Below are 21,577 nucleotides of genomic sequence, written 5' to 3'. Positions count from 1 at the left end.
AACGCACCGAAGCCTTGTTTGTTCCGAAAAATTGCAACAAATCTGCTGGTTCGCAGTTAGGATAAGGACGCCAGAGAAATTAGGCTTGGCGTAGCGGACAATTGGCGATTAAAAGGTAAATTATGCATTCTGGTCAGCAAGCTAAACCAAAGCGATCTTCAGTTATCGAAGAAGAGCGACTGAAAACACTTCGGCATTACAACATTATGGACAGCGCCCCAGAAGTCGCATTTGACCGAATCACGAGGCTTTGCGCCGATATTTTCAAAGCACCAATGGCATCCATCTCATTCGTTGATGCCGACCGGCAATGGTTCAAGTCGGCAGTGGGCATCAAATCCGAATCCACCGCAAGAGACATTTCCTTTTGTTCACATGTAGTGGATGGTCAGGAACCGTTGGTCGTTGAAGACACAGCCAAATCCGGTTTTCGCGACAACCCGTTGGTGATTGGTGAGCCCTATATCCGCTTCTATGCGGGTGCACCGCTCATTGCTCCCGATGGGATGGTGCTGGGCTCATTCTGGATTGGAGACACTGAACCGCGAGCCAGACCCACCGATTCTGAAATCCAACATTTGCGCGACTTTTCTGACCTGGTCATCAGCGAGATGGAATTGCGCCGGGAAATGGCGCTTCGGGAGAAAGCCCAAAGACAAGCGGCACAGAATCGAACCGATCTCGAATTGACGCTTGCACTCAGCAACACCAGCAGTTTTCGAATTGATCTTGAAAGTGGCCACATAGAATGGGGCGGGGCATATATGAAGATATGGGGTGAAGATGCCGGAGAAAAATTGGCTGATTTGGATAGCGCCATGGCCCGCATTCACGAAGATGATCGAGATGCGGTAGTGACTGCAATGAGCGCAGCGGCTAACCTCGGAGAGAAATATGAAGCAACATTTCGTATTGTGCTCCCATCGGAGGAAATTCGCTGGATTGAAGGATTTGGAGATCATTTGCTGGTTAACGGCAGGCCTACCTTAACGGGTCTGAACAAGGATGTTACAAACTCGGTTCAGACGGAAGACCAGCTACGCCTTCACACCCGAGAATTGCATCACCGGCTGCGGAATCTGTTTTCTACGCTGCAGTCAATCATGACGCTGACCAAGAAATCAGCAACCTCGATTGATGACTATATGGAACGTATTTCCAGCCGATTGCGCGCCTTGAACCGGGCGCAGCAGATATTGCTCGACACCAATTTCGTAACGGGTTCGTTCAAGGCGTTGGTCAATGATCTGTCACAGACTTATCCTCGCGTTAGTGTGTCAGGCCCGGACCTCACAATTCCCGAGAATGCGATGGTGTCACTGTCGCTTGTGCTAAATGAACTTGCGACCAATGCGGCGAAATATGGAGCGTTGGCAGAGCGTGATGGTGAGGTAGACATTAAATGGGATGTCGAAGCAGGAAAAGAAACCGAAATGGTTAAGTTGATATGGCTGGAAAAGGGCGGTCCATTGATTACCGAATCTCCTTCTAATAGCGGCTTTGGATCTTCGCTCATCGACCACAGCATTACCCGCAATTTGCATGGCAGCATTGAACGGGACTGGACGCCGGACGGTTTGGTCTGCACGGTGACATTTCCCAAACCGAACGGAACCACATAATGGCCAAAAGGGCGCTGCTCCGCCGCATCTCATTTTACGCGGACCTTGATGAGGTGGTGCAGGATGGGGTTATGGGCTTAGAAGGGAAAGAAAAACGCTTCGACCGCAATCTGGATATCGTTGACGCCGGCCAACAGATGGATAGCGTTCTGGTCATCAAACAAGGCTGGGCCGTGCGGTATAAAACCCTGGAAGACGGACGCCGGCAGATATTGAACGTGCTTCTGCCAGGCGATATTTTCGATTTGCAGGTGCTGGTTGCAGCCGAAGCTGATCACTCGGTTCTCTCGATAACCGAACTGGAGACCCTGTCGGTGGAACCTTCCGAATTCCGGCGATTACTGACCGAATCCGGTAAATTGACTTTGGCTTTCTGGTGGATGCAGGTTCAGGAAGAGGCATTTCTGCGCGAACAGATCGTGCGCAATGGACAGCAAACCGCGCGCGAGCGGATTGGTCATTTCCTTCTCGAACTCCACCGGCGGATACAGATCATCGACGAAGGCACGCGCGATGGCTTTCGCATGCCGCTGACACAGACTGTCATTGCCGACGCGCTGGGCCTGACTCCAATCCACACCAATCGCGTTCTACGGCAACTGGAAAAGGATGATTTGCTCGATCGAGAAAAAGGCTGGATCGTCTTTCGTGATGCCAGCCGTTTGGCAGAAATCTGCCAATTTGATCCCAGCTATTTTCACCTCGACGCTTTCCGCATGCGACTGGGTAGAGAATAATCGAAAAATATTGGAACCGGTCTCCTTTTCTATCGTTGGTCGCTTGAACCAATGAAAGGGAGTTCGAGATGAAAAAGATTTCTATTGCAGCAACTGTGATTGCCGGACTGGCACTGACCGCATGTGAAGCCGAAGTGACAGATGAAGGCGAATTGCCGTCCATGGATGTTGATGTTTCTGCAGATGCTGGCGAGATGCCAGAAGTTGATGTTGAAACTGCAGATGTTGAAGTTGGCACAAAAGAAGTGACCGTTGATGTGCCGGACGTTGACGTAGAGATGCCGTCCGAAGAATAGTTTTCCAGATCCGCATCCAGGAAGGCCGGGCAATGCACCCGGCCTTTTTTATTGCAAATTTCATAAATTTAGACCGGAAAATTTGCAGGCACGACGGGAGGTCAGGAGTGCGGCAAATTTTCCGGTCTTTCTAGTTCAGATGGGGCATTTATTCGGGGGTACTACCTCATCTAAACAAACTACTCGGCAACGTCCCATTCGTTCCAGATTTATCAATACAAACTAAATATTTTTTGGATTTTTCTCCTCCGTATCGAGAGATTCAGTCCGCGAACTAGGGTACTTCAACAAAATCTGCTATAAGTGAAAAACACATTAGAAGGCATCGCTTTCATCGGGATATCGGAATTCGCATCATCAGCGCGCTGGATGATGTGGGCATCAAAATCGCCTCCCCTTAAGGAAATTGACAATCATTTTGAAGGCAAGGAAGTGGTCAATCTGAACGGTGATACTGTTGGTGAAATCGAGAATAGTATCCGGGTAGAGGAAGGCGATCACGCCGGAACTTATGCACTGATCGATATCGATGGCCTGCATTTTTATTGCTATTCTAGCGTACAGCGCGATGAGGTTGGAATTCCTCTCGACGACTTGCTTTGATGGATCGCGGAGAACCGATCATGCTTTCGACCAAAGGCGAAGATACTGCGCAACACGGATGCGCCGGGTGGAGAATACCATGAAGAAGTGGATGTGCTCTTCAGACTGTCCTGATCGCAAACACAACGACCATCAAAAGAAAGACCGTAGTTTTGCCAGCGAAACAGCGGGCTATGCTATCGTAAGAGGTTGACCGAGGCCCTATCCTCCGCTTTCCACTTCCATCAACCATAATCCGAAGACAAGCAAAAGGCTGGCTGTGCTCATTGCCATAGCGGTCGCACGCAGATTTGCGCCGGGCAATGGTTCGGAGCTATGCGATTCCAGTCTTTCATGAACCGCGCATCCGTTTTTCTGTGCCGCATAAAATATGAAAACACCGATCAGGATGAATGCAGTAGCGATCCCGCGTGGAAGCCAGAAGGGCTGTAACTCGCCAAACAGGGCATTGAAACCAAGTCCGATTCCGACAGCGGCCAAGCCTGTTCGCATCCATCCGGCAAAGGTTCGTTCATTTGCCATAACCGTCCGGTCTTCTGCGAAATCTGTCCGTTTCTCCGCCAAATCGGTTCGATCATCAGCAAGATCCGTCCGGTCTTCGGCAAGATCTTCATTGTTCTTTGATCCGTCACTCATCGAAAAATTCCAAAATCGAGACTATTCGAAGCGATCATTGCCAAGCCTGTCGGCGCCAATCACGTCTGTTGTGATTTTCCGGTGCAGCCTGGCATCTTCCTGCGACGAATGTAAAACTGAAACATCGCCAGTCGTTTCCGCGATGACCGCTGTAACCTGAGAAAAGCTGAAAACGTTTGCTTCTCGTAACTTAGCCATCAGATCGCTTTCGGTCATCTGCGATTTTTTGAGCTGATCAAACTGAATTTCATTGCCGATCATGATGAGGCGCGGCTTGTTGTCAGCCAGAGCCTCTATGCCGGAAAACCGGCTGCGCAATGCTGCAAATCCGATCTGGATAGCGAACAACATCACGAGGGCCGCTGCACCATTTGCGACTGGCGGGTCTTTTGCAATAACCACTGATGCAATGACGGAGCCGATCGCAACTGTGATCGCAAAGTCAAAGCCACTCATTTTGGAAAAACTTCTGATCCCGGCCAATCGGGTCAAAGCAACTAGAACTACATAGACAAGGATCGCCGACAAGGCGATCCATAGGACATTCGTAACCGGCGCGCTAAGCCATGGCATTATCGATATCCTTCACATCAACACATATCGAAAGGCGAGGAAAATTGAAGAAATCAGGCACTCTTGGCCTTATCACTGTCAGTGCCTTCAGCGTTCTTTTCTTGATAGTTTTTTGATGATGGTTCGAACGGCAACGGACACGATTGCGGCCGCAGCAGTCCTCCAAAAATAGCGCATGACGGATTTCCTTTTCATGATGATCCAACGCAGAGCCCAACAACTGGTTCCCTCAAAATATTCGGACGGTTTGATACGGTGATCGGAAAGGTCGTATTACCCCAAACGTTTGAACCAGCCGCGCTTGGTTATGCCCGCAAACATCTCATCGGGGCTTTCCGGATCCAGTATCTCGTTGTCGGCGAGCCATTTCTCGGTGTCGTCTAAGTTAGGCACCTGGTAATCACGCAATGTGCGGCCCGGTTTCCGGGATAGCTGAATGGTTTCCATCAGCGAGCCTGTCTGTTCAAATTTCTCGGCAATGTTCTTTTCGCTGGAACCCAGATGTTCGGCCAGCAAACCGTTCCGAATGCGAGAAATTTGTTCGCGCGCGGCACTGCCTTCATCATCGTCACCAGCATCAATCACCAGGTCGCACTCGGTATCGAGCCCCATTGACCGGTTGTTGATATTCGAAGAGCCGATCCTGATGACCTGATCGTCGATGATCACGATTTTGGCATGGACATATATTTCTTCGCCAGCCTCGTTAACCGGATGATACAAACGGAGCCGGTTAAACCTGTCCCGCTTCTGCAAGGCTGCGAAAATCCGCGCTCTGGCAGTGTCCATGACCTGTTCTTCCAGCCACCCTTCCGATGAAATCGGGTTGAGGACAACAATTTCTGGGCCATCCTGTTCCTGCAGCCGCTCGGCGATGGCAGCCGCAATATGACGCGAGGCAAAATACTGGCTTTCAGCATAGATTATGCGCTTTGCGGATCGAATCAGGTCGATATAAAGCTGCTCTATCTCGCGGACATCCTCCTGATCATCCATCTCCGGCTGCGTGCGCGCAATACCGATATCGACCTCTTTAAAGTCAGGCTTCAGATCGTCCGGCCAGCAATCCTGCGAACCGTTGGCTTCAATCATATCCTTTCCGCCTGCCTTGTGCCAGCGAGACTGCGCGAAGGATGCGAGCGCCGTTGCGACAGGCCCCTGGACCGCCAGCGATGCGTCATGCCATGGACTGTGATCTTCGCCGTTTGGCTGTTTGCGGTAGCGGTGCCCGGGTTCATGCGTCCGCGTGTCCCATCGCCCAGCTGTCACGTCTATGCCGCCGCAAAAAGCGACGTCATCATCAATCGCAACGATCTTGTGATGCTGGGCCGCACCCGTAGGATGCTGGCCATCGAGTTTCAGATGGATGCGGGGGTGGAACTGCCATTTTAGAACCTTGAAGAACATCGAACCGCGCGCGAAAGATTTGATTGCCCCGACATCCCAGCGCAATATGTATATCTGGAGATCGGGGTTTCTCGCGACCAGCCAGTCGATAAAATCACCAACCTTCAGCGGTCCCTGCAAATCCTTTTCGGTATCGTTCATTTCTACGCGGGTATCAAAATCCCATCCCGCTAGTATAATCCGCCGCTTTGCCTTCGCCATCGCGTGACGCAAATACCGGAAATAAGCTTCTCCATCGACAATGACGGAGGCCTGCCGAGCCTCTTCTACTCGCCAGCAATTCTGGCCCGGCTCTAGTTGCAATCTTGTGATATTGGCCTCTTTCAGGGCGCTTTTCGCCACTCTCTGATCCCAACGCCTAAAACGCTAGCGGGTTCCAAAGGCCTGAAAAACAGACTGGATTCCAGGTGCATTGTGCTTGTCATATAGTAACGCCAAGGCGGACGATATATTCAAACAATAGAACGCGATTGACCCCTCCGTTTTTACCAGTTCCGCTCCGACCGATTTCACCAGTGCCTTCGCTTTCTTATTTTCGTGCAAGGTTTGGATGTCGAGCATGTCTATATCTTCCATGAGACAACGCAGAAAGACCGTGGTCATCAATATTCTTCCTGAACCCTGTGCTTGATACTCATCGAGCACCGCGATGGAAAATTCGCCGAAACGATCATCGCTACTCTCTCTGATCGCGTGAGCTGCAGCAAAGGCCTTTTGATCCGGATGATCCATATCAATCATCCCCCATGCAATATGATCACTCCCATCGGCGGCGGCAAGTCTTTCTACTACCGAAGGCGGGGCCTCCTTGAAGCCGGAAAAGAACCGCAAATAGCGCGACTGATCGGATAGTTCGCGGATACCCTCGTCAATATTCTCTTCGTCATCAGCTCGGATTGCACGCAGACAGATATTCCGGCCCGATTTGAGCGTCGTTTCAATGGATTTTGGAACGATCAATTCTGAAACTTGAAGCTTTAGTGCCATCTTGGCTCCACATCGGTTTTTTTAATCAGGAACTTCCACCTTCTAAACACGTTAGTCTTTCATGCAAAGCTGTAGAGGAATATGAATGACCAAACACAAAGCCAAGCTTTACCGGATGGTCATGGAAAAACATGTCTGTCCTTATGGCCTGAAATCAAAGGACCTGCTCGAACGCAAAGGTTTGGAGATCGAAGACTACCATCTCAAGACACGCGCAGAAACCGACACATTCAAGGAAAAACATAACGTCGAGACGACTCCACAAACCTTTATCGACGACGAACGAATTGGCGGATTTGACGATCTGCGGATATTTTTCGGCAAGGACAGGCCAGAAGAAGCCGAGAACGACATCAGCTATCAGCCGGTGGTTGCGCTATTCGCAATGATGTTCCTGATGGCGCTGGCTGCGGCCTTTGTTGCGACCGGGCAGTGGCTTTCAATACTTACCGCAGAGTGGTTTGTCGCCTTTTCGATGTGCGGACTGGCTTATCTGAAGCTGCGCGATATCGAGAGTTTTTCGACCATGTTCCTCAACTATGACCTGCTTGGTCAGCGCTGGGTACGATATGGCTATCTTTACCCGTTTGGAGAGGGGCTGGCCGGGATATTGATGATCGCGGGAATAGCAATGTGGCTGGCCATTCCCGTCGCTCTGTTCATCGGAACCATTGGCGCGGTGTCGGTGATCTACGCTGTTTATGTACAGAAACGTGAACTGAAATGCGCCTGTGTCGGCGGTGACAGCAATGTTCCGCTTGGCTTTGTGTCACTCACCGAAAACCTGACGATGATCGGTATGGGGCTATGGATGCTCTACAAAATTTTTTATCTTTCATGACCAATGTCGGTCCGTTTCCCGCACATCGCCTCTTCCAACAAGTCCCCGATCCTTTGCGATGCCTCGATGACCTGCCCATCATCCAGATGCGCATATCGCGATGTAGTTGTGATATGCGCGTGACCAAGGAGCTTTCCAATCATTGGCAGCGTCTCCGAGCGCGCTGCGGCATGGCTTGCAAAACTGTGCCGCAGATCATGAAGCCTCACGCCAGGAAGGTTCGCATCCTCCTTAATCTTCACCCAGAACGAACCCATGCTACGGATAGGTTTGCGGGTTCTCGGATTCCAGAATACTTCCGGATGACCCTTTCGTCTGGGAAGGCAAGTTAGCAACATATGCGCCTCTTCCCCGAGCCAGACCGTGCGCGGTCCCGTCTTGCTGTCGGTTAATACCAACCGCCTCCCCTTCACTTCCGACCATCGCAGACCGGTAATTTCCGATTTGCGGCAACCAGTTAATATCAACAGATAGATGATTACCGAATGAAGCGGATAGGTTTTCCGCGCTGCATCAAGCGCATTGCCGAGCCGCTCCAGTTCCTGATCAGACAGGAATCTTTCAAATTTACGGCGCTTGTTGATGCGGACAAATGTACAAGGATTGCTGCCTTCTTCCCGCAGCCCCCATTCCTCGGCTTTGTTCAGCATAGCGCGAAGGATATCAAGACAGCGGTTTCCAGCACCCGGCCCGCCGCGATTGGTGACATAGTTAAACCATGACACCACATCTTCTTCGACAATCTCATCCAGAAATTTCCCGGTAAAGGCATTGTCGAGATAGGCTGTTCGATAGTTGGTCTGGGTCTTTCGGGTTGAGGGCTTCCACTTCGGAGACATGGTTTTCCAGTAGGATTTGAGAAAGTCTGCAAACAAGGGCACCTTGCGTTTCTTCATTCGTTCATCAGCAGGGTTTTGTCCGCTTTGCGCCCGGATCAACACGCGCCGTGCAACGGTCATCGCCTGACGGCGATTGACGATCTTGGCATTGCCGATGGTTACGGTCCGGGTTCTGCCCTGCATCAACGCCTGGACGATATAGACCTTCCGCCCGCTGTCATAGACGCGAACACCAAAGCCCGGCAACTTGTGCGACCAGCGGGTTTTTCTAAGGCATCCCTTCTTCCGGCAATTGCCAGTCAGACTGATATAGCTGTGGCCGAGTTCTTCTGCGACAATGTCTCTGAGTGTTAGCGCATTCATGATGCCATCCCCAGACATTTGGCAATAGACCCGGACACACGAGATGCAGCATCGGCAACAACTTCATCCGAAAGATGCGCATAGCGGGCTGTGGTTTCTGCGAGCGCATGACCAAGCAGCTTGCCGATCACCATCAGCGAGATATTATCGGCGATGGCTATCGAGGCAAAACTATGCCGCAAATCATGCAGCCGCACATCGGGCAAAGCTGCATGATTTCTTATTTTCGGCCAGAAGTTTCCGAGGTTGATTGGTGCATCTGCATAGGGCGCTGGAAAGACCAGTCCTTTTGCTTTGGGATTTGGGATGCTGTGGATGACAGCAAGGGCCTGCTTGTTGAGATAAATGATCTTCGCGCCTGTCTTGCTGTCGGGCAACATCAGCCTTGGCGATTGTACCCACTCCCATCGCAGGTTTTCAATTTCACCGCGCCTTGCGCCAGTGAAGATCAGCAGCCTTATTGCGCTAACTGCATCCGGTCGTGTGTTTTCAAAATCCAATAGAGTTGACGCCAGTCTTCCAAACTCGCGTTTGGTCAGAAAGCGCTCCATGCGCGTCTTCTTGTAGCGCGGTGTTCCCTTGCAAGGGTTTGAACCTCTCGGGCGCAATCCAAGCTGTTCAGCATAGGTCATCATCACCGCAAGCACCGGCAATGTCCGGTTGAATGCTCCAGGCTTGGCGGCAAATCCGTCACGCCAGAACAGGATATCGCTCTTGCGAAGCTCATCGACTCTATGGCCGCCAAAAGCATCACAAATATCGCGAAAGATGGCGGTCTTGTTTCTACTCTGGGTGCTTGGTTTCCAGTGCCGGGCATAATCTGCCCAAAAGCGGTGCGCATAGTCGCGCATCAGGGGCGATTGTTTCTTTTTGCCTGCACTGGACGAACCACTTGCGGACAAACCATCCAACGCAACCTTGAGGAGTTCGGCTTTGGCATGTCGCCGTGCCTCATCTGCGCTGACTTTACCCACCTGGCCAAGCGATATTCTTCGCTGCTTCTTGCGCTGGCGCAACATGACAAACCATGTCTTGCGGCCCGATGGGAAAACCCGCAATCCAAAGCCCGGCAGGTCCTTGTCCCAATATTCAGTTTCCTGGGCTTTTGGTTTTCGCCTCGCTACATGACCATTGAGGCGGATGGAGGTTTTTCGTGGCGAACCAGATCGCTTTTTCGAAACGATTCGAAGATGGTTTTGGGCATTATCTTGTGGTAGCGAATAGCCATTGGAGAACATCGGAAATTACTCCTTGTCGGGGAGCAATTTCGATGCAAAACCAATGGTTTATAAAATCTTACTGCAATGCAATTGCGTACGGTGTGCGCATTTAAGCCGGCTTATTCAACCGCTTAGCCTTCTTAAACCCGCGGTCGCTCGCCATAAACTTGGCCAGCATCGGACCAACCAGTCGCTGCGGAGCAATATCATCACCGCCCTCGCCGCTCATGATTGCCGCATAAGCTTCAAGATCCCGATGCACCGATGCGGGCAGTTCGACCTGCATCTTGACCGGCTTGTCATCAATCAGCGACTTGAGGCGAAGATCAGCCATATACGCTCCTTCAAACTCTATAGGGTTCCAGAACCAAGTCGCGACTGACTATCACGCGGACAGGAAAGCCTGATTTGATGGTGATAGTCGGCGGCACCGTCAATTGCCGCGCGACAATTTCTTCGCCGGTGCGCCCGGCGGTGTCAGACACGCCGTCCCTTATGGCGCGCGCAATATCACTATCACCGGCAGACCCGGCTTGCGATCCCACCGAAAGCAGCGTCGACAATCCAGCAGCCAGCGCAAGCCGGTCAAAATGATGATCAACCCCATCTTGCAATCCGGCAAAGCCCTGCGCATCGCTCGCAGATAGCTCATCGAGGATAAGCGATTTGCCGTTGGGAAGCAAAAGCCGCGTCCAGACAATAGCGAGCCTGTTTTGTCCAAAACCGACATTGCTTTTATAGCTGCCCACCAGTTTTGCGCCTTGCGGGATCAACAAAAGATTTCCGGTCAGACTATCAAAGATATTCTGTGTTATTTGAGCCGTCACCTGGCCCGGAACGTCGGAGCGGATGCCGGTCACCAACGCTGCAGAGATGATCGAGCCTGATTGAATGAGGAATGGACTGGCTGGCTTTTGCAGGCGATGATTGCTTACAGTCTGCTCGTTTGCCCGTGCATTACCGCTACTGGTGTCAACAGCGGGTAGAGATGGCGATGCCGCAGACGCCGCCTGCTGATTACCCTCCTTGCTTTCTGTAAATAACCGGCTCGCCAAAACCGCATCTTTTTGCCGCTGGCGTTCCGCAATCGCAGAATCAACCGGCGGCGGTGCTGACTCAGGCGGCGGCAGTTCATATTGCGCGCCTGCATCCAATATCGGTTTGCCCAGATCACCAGGCAGCGGCGGGCCTAATTTGGGAATGGCCGAATAATCCTTCGGTAGTGCCGCCAAGCTTTCTGCAGACGGCTTCTGGTTCGTGGCGAAAAGCTCACCGGGGCCAATACCGCCTTCACCAGACTGCAAGGCAAATATGGCCGCAGCGCCGATGATGATCGAAAAGCCGCCGCCAAGCGCAATCAACGCCTTGCGCGACAACCGCGTTACCGGGATATGCTCGGGCCTAAGCCGCAATAACGGTTTTGATCTGAGGTCGGCTTTCACATCATCGCTGCCGCCATCTGGCGGGGATTCAAGCTCTTTATTCGCTGCATCCGTCATCGCCGGTTCGCTTTCTTGCGGCGCTTGATCCGGACTATCTGCTGTTTCTTTGCGCCCAAACGCAGCTCGGCAACATCAAAAAGCCGGTCCACAATCATGTGATTGTTCCGCACGCGGTAGTTGACCAGTTCAGCATTTCCGCTTGCGCCGAGCACAAATAGCGGCGGCAGCTCGCCCCTGCCGACACCGGCAGGAAAAGTGATAAAAACCTGCCGTCCGTCGTCAAAGGCACGGATCGGCCGCCAATCCGGTTTGTCACCGCTGATCTTGTAAGAAAAATTGAGATTATCGAGCGACAATCCTGCAGCAACGGGTTCCATCGATCGCGCCCAGCCCGCGCCATAAGTCAAAGCACGCAGCTCATCTTGCGGATAAGTCCAGCTTACCGATGCCATATAGGCTTTGGGCGTGGAATTGAGTTCCAGATGATAGGTGCGCCGGTCAGTATTGATAATGAGATTGGTCGAAAGACGGCTTGCCACTGGCTTCACCAATATATGCACGCGGGCATTTGCGCCGCTGCCGCTTATCGTATCGCCGATAATCCAGCGCACGGTATCGCCTGCCGCCACCGGTCCTGATCCAATAAGCCGTTCACCGGGCTGCAGCGCGATATCGCTAATCTGTCCGGGCGCGGTATAGACCTGATAAAGCGATCCTTCGGCCCACGGATAGACCTGCACGGCATTGATAAAGCCCTCGCCTGCTGGCTGGACGCGTGCTTTTTTGTTCGCGCGAGTGATCCGGTCAACCGGCGAAATCAGTTTGCGGCGCGCTTTCTCGCGCGCCAATTTTTTCAACTGACCGGGCAATATTTTAGGCAGGACTACAGCCTGCGGTGTTGGCGGCGGCGGAATGAGCAGCCGCGCTGCGGTCATTTGTGTTGACTGCGTTGGACCGGTCCTATCGCTGCCATGACCGCAAGCAGAAAGTGCCAAGGGCAGAATTATTGCACAGGAAAGCAGTTTATGTGGGGACGTCATATTCAAAGCTCCTTTGACCAGTTGAGGGCGTGGACAAATATGCCCAGCGGGTTTTTGCGGATATCTTCAGGGGTGCGCGACGGCTGGATATGGATGGTCGCAATCGCGCTCCAGCGTTCTGTGCGGCTCAGTTGGCCATTGTCATAATGGCGCTCGGTCCATGCGATCCGGAAGGATTTATCCGATGCGCGAATAACACTGGCGACCTCGACAGCAACTTGATGCTCGCCAATTTGCGCGAAAGGATCGTTGGCCTTGGCATAGTCGTTAAGCGCCAGGGCGCCCTTATCAGTCACATAGTCATAGGCGCGCAGCCAGTTTTTGCGCACAATGATCGGATCGGCAGAAATAGAGCGAACCTGCTCGACAAATTGCGCCAGATGCCAGGCAATCTGCGGATCGGTCGGTTCATAGTCAGCCGAGGCCGGTCCGGCGGCGCGAGCCTCGCCCAATTTGTCGACCGTCACCACCCAGGGAACAACGGTACCCTGCAGCGATTGATAGACTAGCGCGGTGCTTGCACCCGCTGCCAAAGCCAAACAGCCAAAGGCCATAAGACGCCAGTTTTTAGCCTGCACGCGGGCCGATCCGATCCGGTCATCCCAAATCTGGCCTGCACGCCGATAGGGCGTTTCGGCTTCGGGCGTGGTCGCGTATCTAATTGCAGAGCGTTTGAAAAAGCGCATCAATCTTCCTTCACATTGACTTGGGTGGAACTGCCGCCGCTATCGGATGAACGCACGGCATGGGCGGCCAGCGTCGCGCCGCTTTTCATATCCTGCGCACGGTGCATTTTCTTGGCCCATTGGGGCTGACTTTGGTCTGGCGTTGATGATGCAGCCCCCTGCCCATCGCTAGCTGGTCCGCTGGCGCGGGATTTTCCATCGGCAAAACTGCTCTTGATGCTTTGGCCAGCTTTGCGCAGCGGGCTGGCTGCCTCGGAAGCCGCTGCCTTTGCGCCGCCTGCAATGGCTGCGCCGGTTTTGCCGCCTGATGCCGCTTTTGCACCGGAAAACCCGCCCGATGCCGCGCCGGAAACAGCAGCCGCCTTTTTAACGCCGCTCATCGCTGCGCCGCCAGCCATTCTCGCGCCGGCAGCACTTGCAACGCCTGCCCCTGCGACCGCGAGGCCGGTGCCAACCGCAGCGCCTGCGCCCAATTGCGGACCACCCGATATCAGGCCGTTGGCAATGCCGGGGCCAAAGAGCGCGAGGCCGAGTATGGACAGCGCCGCCAAGATCAGCACGGCTGCATCTTCCAAAGTCGGCTGTTCGCCCGCAAATCCCGCTGTAAACTCACTGAATATGGTCGTGCCAATGCCAACGATGACGGCGAGCACTAGAACTTTGATGCCGGAGGCCACAACATTACCCAGCACACGCTCGGCCAGAAAAGCGGTTTTGCCAAACAGTCCAAAAGGAATGAGGATGAATCCGGCAAGCGTTGTGAGCTTGAATTCTATCAGCGTGATGAAGAGCTGGATGGCGATGAAGAAAAAGGCAATCAGCACGATAAACCAGGCCAGCAGCAATATGACGATCTGCACAAAATTCTCGAAGAAGGATACATAGCCCATCAATTCGCCGATGGATTCGAGCAGCGGCCTGCCAGCATCCAGGCCGACAGCAGCGATCTTGCCGGGCTGGAGCAAATCGGCAGCGCTTAGAGCGCCGCCGGTGGCCTTGAGGCCCAGTCCAGCAAAACTGTCAAAGATGATGTTGGCGAGCGCGTTCCAATTGCCGATGATGTAAGAAAAGGCGCCGATGAACAGTGTTTTCTTGATCAGACGCGCAAGGATGTTGTCGGGCTCACCGAAGGTCCAGAACAATGCGGCCAGCGTGACGTCGATGACGATTAGTGTGGTCGCGAGAAAGGCGACCTCGCCCTGGAGCAAACCAAAGCCGCTATCGATATAGCGCGAAAAGACATCCAGAAATCTGTCGATGACACCGGTCGATTGCATAATGCTATTCCTTGTTTCGATCGGGAAGATCGGAGAGCAATTCCTCTGATTTTCCAAAGAAGCGCTGCCGGTTTAATGTCCAGGCGCGGCGGCATTTGGTGTCATCCATTGCTTCCATGTGCGGCAATGCCGAACAACGGCGCAGTTCGACAGAAATTGGATCAGGCGGGGCCGACCGGCGGCTATCAGTATTGCTTGCTTCCTGAAATTGGGCCGTGCGGGAGAAACCGGCGACAACGCCAACTACAAGCGCCAGGCCCGCCATTCCCATCAACATACGCTTCAGCAACGGATGACGTTTTTCGTTCACTTCCGAAACAGGCGAACGGTTGAGTTTTGATAGCTATTTTCGCTACCGAGAAAGCGTTTGAATTGCTCGCGTGCCTGTGCTTTTGCGCTGGCTTTCGCTGCGGCATCCAGTATTTGCGCGCGGCCATTGGCGGCTAGCAACGCCGTGAGGTCGGTAAGCTGCTTCAACTGCAAAGCCTGCAACTGATTGCCGGCTTGGGCGGCCTGCAATGCGCCCGCTGATCCCTGGCTGCTTGTTATCAAATCATTCGTCTTCGCGCGTGTCAGATCGATTGATTGTACAATGCCCGCCTGCACGCGCAGCGCATCCTGAAAGCCGCCAATGCTATCGCTCCAGCGTTCACGCGCCAGCTCGACCAGCTTGGCGTTCGAACCGGTCAGACTGGACTGGCTGTAACGTTTCGAAAAAGCCTCATCGACCTTCTGGACATCATAGGCAATGCGCTGCGCGTCTTTGAGGAGGCCCTGTGTTGCCTGTACCGATTTATCGACGTCGGCCATAACCGACTTCGGCAATTTCTTGAGATTGGCCGCTTCGTTGAGCAGCGATTGTGCTTCATTTTGCAGCGACTGGATCTGGTTTCTGATCTGTTCGAGCGCGCGCGTCGCCTGCAGCAGATTTTGCGCATAGTTGGTGGGATCATAGACAATCACTGCGTGCGCTGGCGCAGGTAGCATGACTGGAACCGTCAAGGCTGTGGCTGCCATCAATGCGATGCAACGGGTGCGAAATTTACAGATTTTCATTTCAATTCTCCTTGGGGGTTAGGGTGGGTAGTAGGTCGGCGGCCCAGTCGAGCGACTTGTGGCGCAGCCACGACGCGGCAAAGGGAGCCGGGTCATCACGCGACAGGATTTCGGACATGGCGGCATGATCTGTTTTGGAAGAGCTGGCGCAAAAGGCGAGTGCGACCGGGCCAAGCCCTAGATCAAACAGCCGGTTACCATCGCGGCTCTGGGCATAATAATCGCGTTTGGGCACGCTATGCGCCGTCATCTCAATCTGGCGATCATTAAGACCAAAGCGGCGATAAATTGCAGTGATTTGCGGTTCCAGCGCCCGGTCATTGGGCAAGAAAATCCGCGTCGGACAGCTTTCGATCAACGCGGGCGCGAGACTGGAGCCGTCGATATCGCTGAGCGACTGGGTTGCAAACACCACACTGGCATTCTTCTTGCGCAGGGTTTTGAGCCATTCGCGCAATGTCGCGCCAAAGCCGGTATCAGCCAGCGCTAGCCAGCCTTCATCAATGATGATGAGTGCTGGATCGCCGGTCAGCGAACATTCAATCCGGTGGAATAGGTAAGATAATACAGCGGGGGCAGCAGCAGAGCCCATCAGACCCTCGGTTTCGAAAGCTTGCAGATCGGACTGGCCCAACCTTTCTTCGTCAGCATCGAGCATTTCACCCCAGCTTCCGCCTAAACAATAGGGCGCGAGTGCCTGTTTAATCCGCTGGTTCTGCAAGAGAATAGAAAGCCCAGTGAGGGTGCGTTCCTGCACCGGCGCGGATGCGAGCGATTGCAGTGCCGTCCAGATATGATCCTTGACATCGGGATCGATAACGACGCCTTCATGCGCCAAAATCGATGCTATCCAGCCCGCTGCCCAGGCGCAGGTTGCAGCCTCGTCAATATTGCGCAGCGGCTGCAAAGTTATCGGACTAGCCTGCTCGGTAATGTTTCCGCCAAGATCCTGCCACTCACCGCCCATCGCCAGCATCGCAGCTCGGATCGAGCCGCCAAAATCAAATGCGAATATTTTTGCGCTTTCATAACGCCGGAATTGCATCGCGATGAAGCTAAGCAACACGCTCTTACCGGCGCCGGTGGGACCAACGACCAGCATATGACCGACATCGCCAACATGACCGGAAAAGCGAAATGGCGTCGAACCTTGCGTCTTTGCCAGAAATAGTGGCGGCGCGCTTAAATGTTCATTGATCTCTGGCCCGGCCCAGACAGCAGACAGCGGCATAAGATGCGCCAGATTGAGCGTCGAGACCGGAAAACTGCGCACATTGGCATAGACATGGCCGGGCAGGCTCCCCATCCACGCTTCGAGCGCGTTGATATTTTCCTTGATGCAGGTGAAATCGCGCGACTGGATGATTTTTTCAATCTGCGCCAACCGCGCATTGGCACCCGTAGCAGTATCACCCGATACCGTTATGGTAATGGTGATATAAGCCGCGCCAACATAGTCAGCGCCGAGTTCCTGCAGGGCCTGATCGGCATCTTCTGCCTTGTTCGCGGCATCGCTATCGAGCAAAATCGAGGCCTCGTTGGTCATCACTTCCTTGATGATCGCAGCCACTGATTTGCGCTTTGCAAACCATTGACGCCGGATTTTACCGAGCAGCCTTGTGGCATCGGTCTTGTCGAGACAAAGCGCCCGCGTCGACCATCGGTAGGGAAAGGCGAGCCGGTTGAGATCATCGAGCAATTCCGGCGTCGTTGAACCCGGAAACCCGACCACCGAAAGCGTGCGCAGATGTTTGTTGCCGAGCTTGGGTTCCAACCCGCCGGTGAGCGGTTCATCTGCAATCAGCGCATCGAGATATATTGGTGCTTCTGGAAGACGCACTTTCTGATGCTTTGTCGATATGCAGCTATGCAGGAAAGACAATGTTTCTTCATCATCCAGCCAGCGCGCCTCGGGCATGAAGGTTTCGATAAGACCGAGCAGTTGCTGCGTGCGATCAGCAAAGGTTTTGAGATGTTCGCGCCAGTCAAACTGGCTTTCTTTCTCGCGGCCTTCATAGAGCCAGGATTCTCCGGCCGCCTTTTGATCTTCGGGTGGCAGCCATAATAAAGTCAGCACATAATCGGATATGAAATGCGCGCCCTCTTCTTCAAAACCTGCGCGGCGTTCTTCATCGACAATCGCAGATGCGGCGTCGGGAAAGACGCTTACCGGATAATCACCAGCAGGCAGCCGCTGCGCTTCGACAAATATCGCCCAGCCCGAACCTAACCGGCGCAGTGCGTTATTAAGCCGTGCGCTGGCGCCGACCAATTCTGCCGGTGTTGCGCTATCCAGATCCGGCCCGCGAAACCGAGCCGAACGCTGCAAGCTGCCATCCTTGTTGAGCACAATACCGGGGTCGACCATCGCAGCCCAGGGGAGGTAATCTGCGAGCAATTTTGGTTTGCGGGCATATTCTGAGAGATTGAGCATCTCCATCAAACTCCTAGATAACTGGGGTAACGGGGATGACGGCGGACAACATCGACAAATTGCACGTCGCGTTTGGCGGCCCAGACAGAGGCGAGATGACCGATTAGGCCAAATGCAAGGCCCACCAGCCAGAGGCGAAGCCCCAATCCCAGAGCCGCCGCGATGGTACCATTGGCGATGGCGACGGCTCTGGGTGCACCGCCGAGCAGGATGGGCTCGGCGAGCGAACGGTGAAGGGGCACCGTTAATCCGGGAAAATCAGGGGAGGAGTTTTCCATCAGATTACGGCCCCTCCACCAAAGGAGAAGAAGGAGAGAAAGAAGCTGGATGCGGCAAAGGCAATCGAAAGACCAAAGACGATCTGGATCAGCCGCCGAAAGCCGCCCGCCGTATCACCAAAGGCAAGCGTTAATCCGGTTATGATAATGATGATCACCGCCATGATCTTGGCAACCGGACCTTGAATAGACTCCAATATAGATTCCAAGGGCGCTTCCCACGGCATGCCTGAACCCGATGCATAAGCGGGCGTGGATATTGCGATCAATGTCGTGGCAGCGATCGCGTATGAAACCAGGCGTGATTTTTTAATTGTCATGGGATGGTTCTCCAATCGGGGTGAGTTGATAGTCGCCGGCGTCATTGAGGCCGGTTACTTGGCTAAGCTCGACCAAACGGCGCTGCGATCCACGCCCGGCAAGCACGGCGATCAAATCGATGGTTTCGGCGATGAGCGGGCGCGGCACGGTAATAACCGCTTCCTGAATCAGTTGCTCCATCCGGCGAAGCGCGCCCAAAGCCGAACCGGCATGGATGGTTCCAACGCCGCCCGGATGTCCCGTGCCCCAGGCTTTGAGCAGGTCGAGCGCTTCGGCTCCCCTCACCTCGCCAATGGGAATGCGGTCGGGCCGCAAACGCAATGCGGAACGGACAAGGTCGGATAGTGAGGTCACGCCATCTTTGGTGCGCAGCGCGACCAGATTGGGCGCGGCGCATTGTAGTTCGCGGGTATCTTCAATCAGCACCACACGGTCATCGGTTTTGGCAACCTCTGCGAGAAGCGCGTTGACCAATGTCGTCTTCCCGGTGGAAGTTCCGCCTGCGACCAGAATGTTTGCGCGCGATGAAACACTGTCACGCAACGCATCAGCTTGGCTATCGGTCATGATCCCAGCCACCACATAATCATCGAGACTGAATACCGAAACTGCGGGTTTGCGGATGGCAAAACAGGGAGCTGCGGCGAGCGGCGGCAATAAACCTTCAAACCGCTCGCCGCTTTCGGGAAGCTCTGCCGAAATACGCGGCGATGCAGCATGCGCTTCCGCACCGACATGATGAGCTATCAACCGGATGATACGTTCGCCGTCGGCTGCGCTCAAAAAGGAAGAGGTTTCGGCAAGGCCTGTATCCAGCCGGTCGAGCCATATCCGGCCATCCGGGTTGAGCATGATTTCCACGACTTGCGGCTCAGCAAGCCATTCGGCAATTTCTGCGCCCAAGGCGGTGCGCAGCATGCTGCCCAATCGCGATGGCGTTATAGAGATGACTGCGTTGGTTTGCATGAACCCCGTCTCCTGATTGCAGCTGCGGAAATGCAACTGCGTCGGTGGGGTTCAGCTAAAAAGCAGCTTTTTAGGGTAGTTCAACAATCATAAGGGCGTAGTAGTGCTGCATCGTATAAAGACTTGTCATGGTGAAGGCTGCGTTAGCGAAGGTCACACTGACAGCCGGAACCGACGACGAATCAGCATGCCTCCGCTTAAGCAACCTTGTGATGACTGTTTCCAAAATCTATCCGCGAATGGCTGAAAGTGGGCCGTGAGCGGAATGTCCGGTTTCGACCACCATGGGCGCAAAAAACCGACATTGCTACAACTCAATTCTTCAATGCATCTGATTGGGCCGTTCGCAGTTGGTTGATAAACTCAATCAGGAAAGCGGTGGTCAAGCTGAACAGGATAAGGCCGTTCGCCGCGATCAGGCCGGAGAGCAGACGCCATTCCTTGCCGATTACTATGTCGCCATATCCCAAAGTGGTCATGGAGACGACCGAGAAATAAAGTGCGGTTTCCAAATCACCGAATTGACCTAAGGCCAGAAACGCGGCAGCCCAAATCCAGACGGCTATGCTGATCGCTGCAAGCATCCACAAGACAATTGCCAGCAGTGAAATCATCAATTTCAGGATCTTGCTGCCCTCAACGAGCCAAGCGCCTGCTTTGGTAAGGCCGACTGTCGCAAGGCCGATAAAACCGACCTCTACAATGATGGTTGCGGAAATCAGGGCAGAACCAACAAGCAATTGCATTAACATTTTGTAGTAAATCTCCCCGACATTACTCTTAGCCCAATGGCCCTAAAGGATACATTGCTATATCATGTAAAAACAGGCAACCTTCATATTATGTGATCGCCAAAGCTGGGAAGGTATAGGCTTTTGAATATATTGAATAAACAGCCGTGGCTGAAGCCCGTTTTTGTTGCAATCGCAAGCTGCACCCTCTTGGCCTCCTGCTCTGGCGGAGAAGAGAAGAAGGATGAAATCGTCCGTCCGGCAAAACTGCATGTCGTTGCATCGGCCAGTGAGACATTCGACAATAGTTTCCCCGCGATTATAGAGGCCGGAAAGTCATCGACGCTCACCTTTCAGGTCAGCGGGCTATTGACCCGCTTTCCGGTCAGGGAAGGTCAGCAGCTAAGACGCGGTGCGGTTATCGCCCGGCTTGACGATCGGCGGTATCGCAATGCGGTTAACTCAGCCCGCGCACAATATGCTTCTGCGAACTCCGAGTATCAAAGTGCCCGAAGATTGCTCGAAGAAGACGCCATCGCGCGCATTGCCGTGGATCAACGGCGGGCGCAGCGCGACGTTGCGCAAGCGCAACTGGACAGCGCGCGCAAGGATTTGTCGGACACCATCCTACGCGCGCCGTTCTCCGGGATCGTTGCCGAAAAACTGGTGGAACAGTTTGAAAATGTCAGCCCCAATCAGGACATCGTCACGCTGCAATCGGTTGGCACCGTTGAAGCGGTCGTTAGCGTGCCGGCCAGTCTGGTTCCACGGCTGGCGAATAGACCGCCATCTGAATCCTATGTGATATTGGGTGCAGCCCCGGATAGAAAAATCCCAGGCGTATTTCGTTCGGTTACGACTCAGGGTGACACCGAATCCCAGACATTTCAGGTGAAGTTTGCGTTCACACCTCCTGCAAGCCTGTCGGTCCTGCCCGGCATGACTGGCACAGTCTTTACTAGCCGTGCGCTGCTGGAAGGGGAAAAGGCAGAGAATCAGGTCATGGTGCCGCTCGGCGCGATTCTGTCTGATGGCAAAAAGCGGTTTGTGTGGGTCGTCGATACAAAAAAAATGACCGTCAAGAAACGCGCTGTCGAGGTCAGCACAGGTGTTGGCGAGAGCGTTCCGGTTGTTAGCGGCCTGAAACAAGACGAGACCATCGTGGCGGCTGGTGCGGCCTACTTAAATGACGGCGACAAAATCCGTCCCTACAAGCCGTAGG

Annotated in this window: 24 protein-coding genes; 6 read left to right on the top strand and 18 right to left on the bottom strand. The window is 53.6% G+C overall.

Annotated elements, in window-relative coordinates; all coding sequences use genetic code 11:
• The first annotated feature begins 206 nt into the window (after window positions 1-206).
• From V7676_RS15775 to V7676_RS15760, 4 genes are all read left to right on the top strand, one after another.
• Entirely contained in the window at window positions 207-1,622 is a 1,416-nt protein-coding gene (locus V7676_RS15775; RefSeq protein ID WP_335660569.1) for a sensor histidine kinase, read from the top strand.
• Window positions 1,622-2,359: a Crp/Fnr family transcriptional regulator gene (locus V7676_RS15770; protein WP_335660568.1), complete on the top strand. Its 738-nt coding sequence runs from the start codon at window positions 1,622-1,624 to the stop codon at window positions 2,357-2,359. The genes V7676_RS15775 and V7676_RS15770 overlap by 1 nt, the downstream gene beginning before the upstream one ends.
• 68 nt (window positions 2,360-2,427) lie before the next feature.
• Window positions 2,428-2,655 carry a hypothetical protein gene (locus V7676_RS15765; RefSeq protein WP_335660567.1) on the top strand — a complete coding sequence of 76 codons (228 nt, stop codon included), beginning with the start codon at window positions 2,428-2,430 and terminating at the stop codon, window positions 2,653-2,655.
• 303 nt (window positions 2,656-2,958) lie between these two features.
• Window positions 2,959-3,258 (top strand): hypothetical protein, encoded by a 300-nt coding sequence (locus tag V7676_RS15760; protein WP_335660566.1) that lies wholly within the window; start codon window positions 2,959-2,961, stop codon window positions 3,256-3,258.
• A 201-nt stretch (window positions 3,259-3,459) separates the two neighbouring features.
• Here the strand turns inward: V7676_RS15760 and V7676_RS15755 are convergent, their stop codons facing one another.
• From V7676_RS15755 to V7676_RS15740, 4 genes are all read right to left on the bottom strand, one after another.
• Window positions 3,460-3,894: a YidH family protein gene (locus V7676_RS15755; RefSeq protein ID WP_335660565.1), complete on the bottom strand. Its 435-nt coding sequence runs from the start codon at window positions 3,892-3,894 to the stop codon at window positions 3,460-3,462.
• Between the two features lie 21 nt (window positions 3,895-3,915).
• Window positions 3,916-4,467, bottom strand: coding sequence for a DUF421 domain-containing protein (locus tag V7676_RS15750; RefSeq protein ID WP_335660564.1), 552 nt, complete (start codon window positions 4,465-4,467; stop codon window positions 3,916-3,918).
• A gap of 273 nt (window positions 4,468-4,740) precedes the next feature.
• Complete coding sequence (locus V7676_RS15745) at window positions 4,741-6,216, bottom strand: phospholipase D-like domain-containing protein (RefSeq protein ID WP_335660563.1); 1,476 nt, start codon at window positions 6,214-6,216, stop codon at window positions 4,741-4,743.
• 24 nt (window positions 6,217-6,240) lie between these two features.
• Window positions 6,241-6,861 carry a GNAT family N-acetyltransferase gene (locus tag V7676_RS15740; RefSeq protein ID WP_335660562.1) on the bottom strand — a complete coding sequence of 207 codons (621 nt, stop codon included), beginning with the start codon at window positions 6,859-6,861 and terminating at the stop codon, window positions 6,241-6,243.
• An 85-nt stretch (window positions 6,862-6,946) separates the two neighbouring features.
• On the opposite strand from V7676_RS15740, the gene V7676_RS15735 reads away from it, so the two are divergent.
• Window positions 6,947-7,702 (top strand): MauE/DoxX family redox-associated membrane protein, encoded by a 756-nt coding sequence (locus V7676_RS15735; protein ID WP_335660561.1) that lies wholly within the window; start codon window positions 6,947-6,949, stop codon window positions 7,700-7,702.
• Here V7676_RS15735 and V7676_RS15730 read toward each other — a convergent pair.
• From V7676_RS15730 to V7676_RS15665, 14 genes are all read right to left on the bottom strand, one after another.
• Window positions 7,690-8,904, bottom strand: a complete 1,215-nt coding sequence (locus V7676_RS15730) for a tyrosine-type recombinase/integrase (protein ID WP_335660560.1) — start codon at window positions 8,902-8,904, stop codon at window positions 7,690-7,692. The genes V7676_RS15735 and V7676_RS15730 overlap by 13 nt on opposite strands.
• The gene (locus tag V7676_RS15725; protein WP_335660559.1) at window positions 8,901-10,142 is read right to left on the bottom strand and encodes a tyrosine-type recombinase/integrase; all 1,242 of its coding nucleotides are present in this window, start codon (window positions 10,140-10,142) and stop codon (window positions 8,901-8,903) included. Before V7676_RS15725 ends, V7676_RS15730 begins: the two co-directional genes overlap by 4 nt.
• Window positions 10,143-10,233: 91 nt before the next feature.
• Entirely contained in the window at window positions 10,234-10,458 is a 225-nt protein-coding gene (locus V7676_RS15720) for a DUF2274 domain-containing protein (protein ID WP_335660558.1), read from the bottom strand.
• A 10-nt stretch (window positions 10,459-10,468) separates the two neighbouring features.
• The gene (locus tag V7676_RS15715) at window positions 10,469-11,623 is read right to left on the bottom strand and encodes a TrbI/VirB10 family protein (RefSeq protein ID WP_335660557.1); all 1,155 of its coding nucleotides are present in this window, start codon (window positions 11,621-11,623) and stop codon (window positions 10,469-10,471) included.
• On the bottom strand, window positions 11,620-12,606 hold the full coding sequence (gene trbG / locus V7676_RS15710; RefSeq protein ID WP_335660556.1) for a P-type conjugative transfer protein TrbG: 987 nt from the start codon (window positions 12,604-12,606) through the stop codon (window positions 11,620-11,622). The genes V7676_RS15715 and trbG overlap by 4 nt, the downstream gene beginning before the upstream one ends.
• A gap of 2 nt (window positions 12,607-12,608) precedes the next feature.
• Window positions 12,609-13,292 carry a conjugal transfer protein TrbF gene (trbF, locus tag V7676_RS15705; protein ID WP_335660555.1) on the bottom strand — a complete coding sequence of 228 codons (684 nt, stop codon included), beginning with the start codon at window positions 13,290-13,292 and terminating at the stop codon, window positions 12,609-12,611.
• Window positions 13,292-14,569, bottom strand: a complete 1,278-nt coding sequence (gene trbL, locus V7676_RS15700; RefSeq protein ID WP_335660554.1) for a P-type conjugative transfer protein TrbL — start codon at window positions 14,567-14,569, stop codon at window positions 13,292-13,294. Before trbL ends, trbF begins: the two co-directional genes overlap by 1 nt.
• A gap of 4 nt (window positions 14,570-14,573) precedes the next feature.
• Complete coding sequence (trbK-alt, locus tag V7676_RS15695; RefSeq protein WP_335660553.1) at window positions 14,574-14,879, bottom strand: putative entry exclusion protein TrbK-alt; 306 nt, start codon at window positions 14,877-14,879, stop codon at window positions 14,574-14,576.
• Window positions 14,876-15,625, bottom strand: a complete 750-nt coding sequence (gene trbJ / locus V7676_RS15690) for a P-type conjugative transfer protein TrbJ (protein WP_335660552.1) — start codon at window positions 15,623-15,625, stop codon at window positions 14,876-14,878. Before trbJ ends, trbK-alt begins: the two co-directional genes overlap by 4 nt.
• Before the next feature lies 1 nt (window position 15,626).
• A complete protein-coding gene (gene trbE / locus V7676_RS15685; RefSeq protein WP_335660551.1) occupies window positions 15,627-18,059 on the bottom strand; it encodes a conjugal transfer protein TrbE in 2,433 nt (810 codons plus the stop codon).
• Between the two features lie 5 nt (window positions 18,060-18,064).
• Window positions 18,065-18,337: a VirB3 family type IV secretion system protein gene (locus V7676_RS15680; RefSeq protein ID WP_335660550.1), complete on the bottom strand. Its 273-nt coding sequence runs from the start codon at window positions 18,335-18,337 to the stop codon at window positions 18,065-18,067.
• On the bottom strand, window positions 18,337-18,657 hold the full coding sequence (locus tag V7676_RS15675) for a TrbC/VirB2 family protein (RefSeq protein ID WP_335660549.1): 321 nt from the start codon (window positions 18,655-18,657) through the stop codon (window positions 18,337-18,339). Before V7676_RS15675 ends, V7676_RS15680 begins: the two co-directional genes overlap by 1 nt.
• On the bottom strand, window positions 18,647-19,624 hold the full coding sequence (gene trbB, locus V7676_RS15670; protein WP_442955455.1) for a P-type conjugative transfer ATPase TrbB: 978 nt from the start codon (window positions 19,622-19,624) through the stop codon (window positions 18,647-18,649). The genes V7676_RS15675 and trbB overlap by 11 nt, the downstream gene beginning before the upstream one ends.
• A gap of 314 nt (window positions 19,625-19,938) precedes the next feature.
• Window positions 19,939-20,376, bottom strand: coding sequence for a potassium channel family protein (locus V7676_RS15665; protein ID WP_335660548.1), 438 nt, complete (start codon window positions 20,374-20,376; stop codon window positions 19,939-19,941).
• A gap of 123 nt (window positions 20,377-20,499) precedes the next feature.
• On the opposite strand from V7676_RS15665, the gene V7676_RS15660 reads away from it, so the two are divergent.
• Entirely contained in the window at window positions 20,500-21,576 is a 1,077-nt protein-coding gene (locus tag V7676_RS15660) for an efflux RND transporter periplasmic adaptor subunit (protein WP_335660547.1), read from the top strand.
• Window position 21,577 lies beyond the last annotated feature (1 nt).

Source organism: Parasphingorhabdus sp. (assembly GCF_036963805.1).
Taxonomy (GTDB): Bacteria; Pseudomonadota; Alphaproteobacteria; order Sphingomonadales; family Sphingomonadaceae; genus Parasphingorhabdus.
Note: the sequence above shows the minus strand (reverse complement) of the source record. Positions and strands in the feature narration are given on the sequence as shown.